Source organism: Lishizhenia sp. (genome assembly GCF_033720595.1).
Classification (GTDB): domain Bacteria; phylum Bacteroidota; class Bacteroidia; order Flavobacteriales_D; family Crocinitomicaceae; genus Lishizhenia.
The window spans coordinates 1-5294 of the sequence record NZ_JAWWCF010000195.1 but is presented as its reverse complement, the minus strand read 5'-3'; the positions used below and the strand labels follow the sequence as shown (position 1 = coordinate 5294).

Annotated in this window: 4 protein-coding genes; 3 read left to right on the top strand and 1 reads right to left on the bottom strand. The window is 36.3% G+C overall.

The genetic code is table 11. The features are described from left to right. The first annotated feature begins 325 nt into the window (after nucleotides 1-325). The 3 genes from R3333_RS12210 to R3333_RS12200 all read left to right on the top strand — a co-directional run bounded on the left by R3333_RS12210 (nucleotide 326) and on the right by R3333_RS12200 (nucleotide 2282). Entirely contained in the window at nucleotides 326-787 is a 462-nt protein-coding gene (locus R3333_RS12210) for a hypothetical protein (RefSeq protein ID WP_318959059.1), read from the top strand. A gap of 354 nt (nucleotides 788-1141) precedes the next feature. Next, complete coding sequence (locus tag R3333_RS12205) at nucleotides 1142-1678, top strand: Crp/Fnr family transcriptional regulator (protein WP_318959058.1); 537 nt, start codon at nucleotides 1142-1144, stop codon at nucleotides 1676-1678. A gap of 58 nt (nucleotides 1679-1736) precedes the next feature. Then, nucleotides 1737-2282, top strand: coding sequence for a DinB family protein (locus R3333_RS12200; protein WP_318959057.1), 546 nt, complete (start codon nucleotides 1737-1739; stop codon nucleotides 2280-2282). 87 nt (nucleotides 2283-2369) lie between these two features. On the opposite strand, the gene secD is transcribed toward R3333_RS12200, so the two are convergent. After that, nucleotides 2370-5294 (bottom strand): protein translocase subunit SecD (secD, locus tag R3333_RS12195; RefSeq protein WP_318959056.1); only part of this gene is annotated, 2925 nt, incomplete at its 5' end.

Genomic DNA, 5294 nt, shown 5'->3' with positions numbered 1-5294 from the left:
TGTTAAATTTTTGAGACACAAGGTTTCTAGAAATATACGTTCACAAACGGTTCAAATGGAAAAGATTATTGAAGAATATGAGGAGGATGAAGATGAAGTAGTTTAAATCTATATCGTTTAAATAACTTCTAGCTCAAACTTCGAAATTAAATAACATCAACAACCCAATTAACACTATAAATAGAATTATCCAAATTGCACATCCATTCGGGTTTGGTGGATCCGGTAGGTTAGAGTTTTGATTACCCATCGACTTATATTTATAGCTGGTCGGAGACATAAGGAATTTCGTTAAAAATAATTATATTTCCTAAAAGCTGAAAGAATGGATACTACGTTTAAAGAAACACAAAAATTTACCCAACTCTGGATTTGGGGAATATTACTTGCCGTTGCCGGTATCATGACCTACCAATTTCTATGGGGAAAAGATCAAGGAAAATTTCTAATGGATGAGTTTATCCTCAGTATTGGGATAATTATGCTGGTTATCGTATTATTTCTCGTATGGCGTCAGCACACAACAATAGATAAAAACGGAATTAAAGTTCAAGTGTTTCCCTTTTTTACCAAGTATTACAAGTGGGAGGATATAGAAGAAAGTCAAGTTGTTAAATACGGTTTTGTAGGATGGGGAATACGTTTTGCTCCAGCTTATGGATGGGTATATAATGTGAAAGGAAATAAAGGTCTCCGTTTAGTCTTTAAAAACGGTAAAAAGCGTTTGATTGGTACTCAAAAACCAGAAGAACTACAGGCTTTTATAAAGCAAATTGGGAAAGCATAACAATGCGTTTTTATTACACCAACAAACTAAACCACAAAGACTTAAAACTTCAGTCTCAAAAGAAATATAACACATATCTTGATTTAGGTAAGGCTGGTAGGTACATCCTTTCATACACCCTACTTTATCTTGGCAAAAAGAAAGATCATACCTACGAAGTTCTAGCCAAAACCAATATTATTTACTTGGTCCTCATCTTTTCGAGTATCCTGGCCTGTAGTATTGCATACTTAGTAGATCGACTTGAAATATTGTACTACCTACCTTTTCTTATACTTTTAGAATTTACATTTGTACGAGCTGCTATACGCTCAAAAATCAGAAGGGATTTGGACCAATTATTAATCAAACAGCATGCCCGAAGAAAATAACTTACTTCAGTACATTCATTCCAATGCACTATGGGAAAATGAACTCACCCTAAAAAGAGGTGATTACATTGACTGCTTTGACAAAACCAATACCAATATCTATTTCATCTCAGAAGGTTGTTTGCGCATTTATTGGGTGAATGGTGAAGAAGAACATACCATCCGCTTTGGGTATACGCACAACATCATTGCAGCATTAGACAGTTTCATTTTAAATTCTCCTTCGGATTTTCATATCCAAGCCTTAAGAAAAACTCAAATTAAAATATTGTCTAAATCCAAATTTGAAGAATTACTATGCCAACACCCTCAATTTAAGGAAGAATGGATACTTATGCTTCAAGACTTAATCATCCAACAACTTGAACGCGAAAAAGATTTATTGATTTCCTCTCCCACAGAGAGATACAAGCGCGTTCTACAAAGAAGTCCTCAGCTTTTCCAAGAAGTTTCGAATAAATACATTGCCGATTACCTGCGTATGACACCTGAAACACTTTCGCGCATCATGAATTCTTAATTTGAATCAAGATTTATAAAGAATCAATTTTCGACCTTTGTATTGGAAACAAAGTACTATGGAAACGATTCAATTAATAAAACTTTTGCAAGAGAACAGTACCAAACATATACAGTTTGCCTTGGACTGTAAAACAGAAGATCTTGCCACCCTCAATGATAAAGCAGATGAGAATTCTTGGAGCATTTTAGAATGTATTGAGCACCTGAACCTCTATGGTGATTTTTACAATCCTTCCTTAACCAAAAGTTTAGAAAAAGCCCCACCCGCTAAAAGCGCGAATTATAAACCCGGATTTTTTGGTAATTACTTTACTCAAAGCATGTATCCAAAGGAGAAACTGAATAAAATGAAAACCTTCAAAGACAAAAATCCAGCGGGTAGCACTTTAAACCTTCAACATTTAGATAGATTTATTGGTCAACAAAAAGAATTTCTTCATTTACTGGAACTTGCCAAGAAGAAAAACCTCAATTTCAGAACTCCTATATCTATCAGTAAATGGTTCAAACTTAAATTAGGTGATACCTTTCATTTTGTGAGTGCTCATAATGAACGACACATTCAACAAGCCAAACGTATACTTGACGCTAAGAAAGCATAAACTTCGTTGATCAACAAACTATTTTCCCCGAAATAAAAAATCCCCGCTGAATAAACAACGGGGATTTTTAATATATGAAAGTAGTGCCTAAGCCATTGCTTCTTCCTCTACTTTTTTCTTCTCTTTTTCTTCGTCAGCCTTAGCTCCTAAATCAACTACTGCCGGAGTTGCAATACAGATAGAAGAGTAAGTACCTACAACCACACCAATCATCAATGCGAATACGAAACCTCTAATTGCTCCACCTTCGTCAAAAATGAAGATCGTTAACAATACGATGAATGTAGATAACGACGTATTGATTGTTCTACTTAATGTAGTATTCAAAGCAAGGTTAATTACTTCTTTTCTATCCTTACCTCTGTATTTGTTTAAGTATTCTCTAATTCTATCGAATACAACCACGGTATCGTTAATAGAGTAACCAACAACTGTTAAGATCGCTGCGATAAACGCTTGGTCAATCTCCATGTTGAATCCTAACTTTCCGTGCAATGCAGCGAAGATACCTAATACGATAGTAACATCGTGGATCATTGCAAAGATAGCTCCTGCACCATACTGCCACTTACCGAATCTTACTAAGATGTACGCGAAGATGATAATCAATGACAATACAATCGCTAACAATGAAGAAGATTTCAATTCTTCAGAGATAGAAACTGATACAGAACGAGAGTTTTCAATTTTAGAAGTACCGTAATCTGCAACGTGCGCTTCCAACGTATTTTCAATTGCCTCATGTACTTGCTCTCCAGAACCAGGTACTGTAGATAAGTAGTTTGTTGCAATTTCCACACGGAAATCAGAATTTCTTGATTTCACCTCTACTGAAGCCGCTTTACCATCTTTCTCAATAAGGTTCGCTCTTAATTCAGATTCGATTTCATCAATTTTATCTGCTACTGGCTGAGTAAATACCATTTCGTAAGTTCTACCTCCAGCAAATTCAACAGATGGTTTTAATCCTCTTGTGAAGATAGCTACCAATCCAAGTACTACCAATAAACCAGAAACGATGTAGAATTTCTTTCTGTTCTTGATGAATTGGAAATTTAAGTTTTTGAACAATCCTTTAGATGCTTTCGTAGAGAAATCAAATGTTGCTGATTTTTCCAATCTCCATTCGAAAATCAAACGAGTAATAACAACCGCTGCAAATACAGAAGTGAAAATACCGATGATTAAAGTAGAAGCGAAAGATTCGATTGGTCCTGTACCGAAAGATTTCAATACAAAGGCAGTTAACAATGTTGTGATGTTGGCATCCAGAATAGCAGCTAATGCTTTCTTGTAACCATCTTTCACAGCTAACTTCATTCCTTTTCCGTCTGCAATCTCTTCTCTAATTCTTTCGTAGATCAATACGTTAGCATCTACAGACATACCGATAGTTAATACGATACCTGCAATACCCGCTAAAGTTAATACAGCTCCGAAGGCAGCTAAACAACCTACAATGAATAAAATGTTTGCAACCAATGCGATATCAGCAATAACACCTGCTTTACCGTAGTAAAAAATCATGTATGCCAATACGATAGCCAATGCAATACCGAAAGAGATTAAACCACCTCTTGAGTTTGCTTCTCCAATCGTTGGTCCAACAACTGCTTCGTCAACAATAACACATGGTGCAGGTAAAGCTCCACCGTTCAATAAGTTTACTAAACCTTTTGCCTCTTCAGCTGTAAAGTTACCTGTGATTTGTGTGTTACCACCAGGGATAGGTCCGTTAATACGAGGTGCAGAGAATACTTTGTTATCCATTGTGATGGCAATGTATTCGTAAATCATTCCTCCGTTAGCTCCAGTTCTTGGTCTCAATTCATCCGTCATTTCAGCCCACTTATCAGCTCCTTCAGGATTCATTGTAACGTTTACAGAAATTGTAGCAGAGTTTTCATCAACACCTACGTTTGCTTTATCAATGTCAGAACCACCTACTCTAGCCTTACCATCTTCTGGTACTTGTAAAGCAAATAATTCGTAGTATAAAGTATCGTTGTTATCGAATTTAGTTTCGTAGTTCGCCCAAGCAAAGATTACCTGACCTGTTAACATCTCAGCAGCTTTTTCATTGATCAACTCGTTTACACGTGCTGTATCTTTTGCCTTTGCATAACCGATGATAGGTGTTGGCATGAACCCTTGATCTTGTGAGATCATAGGTTGGAAAATCTTTAATAACTCTGGAGTTTTCGCTGGCTCATCAGCTTCTGCTGTTTCGTCACCTAATAAAGACTCTAAAGAAGTAGTATCTGTTTCTGTAGCCGTTTCTGCATTTTCAGCAACTGCCGTAGAATCTGCAGATTCGTTTAACAAATCATCCAATACATCTGCTTCCTCTTCGTCCACTAACAATGCATTGATGATACCACCAATCTCATTTCCTTTGATCGCTCTGTAGAATTCTAAGTTTGCAGTAGATTGCAATCTGTTTCTTACAGTAGTTTGATCTTTTACACCAGGTAATTCAATGTAAATTCTGTTTGTTTCTTCGTCTCTTGTAATGTTTGGTTGAGCAACACCGAATTGGTTAATACGGTTTTCCATGATCGTCTCAACTCCTGAAAGTGCATCTTTGTATAAAGATTTCAAAAATGCAACTACTTCCTCATCTGTAGACTGAATAGAAAGCTCTTCTAACGTTTCTTGTGTAGAGAAGTCTTCAATTAAGTTAACTTCTGGAGACAACTCTTTGTGCTTACGTGCGAAAATGTCAACAAAATCACCACCTACTGTATTGTACTCCTCTACTGCAGCATCAAATGCTGAAGAAAAAGAATTACTGTTTACATCTGCAGCGTAGTTTTTCACCAATGCTGGAGTAGATAATTCTAAAGTTACAGACATTCCACCCTTAAGGTCAAGTCCTAAAGCAATACTCTTGTTTTTTACGTCGTTGTACGTGTTTCCTAAGAAAACCTCCTCAGAGTTCTTTCCTTTTAAGATGTCGTTTAACACCGCAGCTTCTGCAAAATCTTTAGCCTCGTTGTTTTTAACATTAAC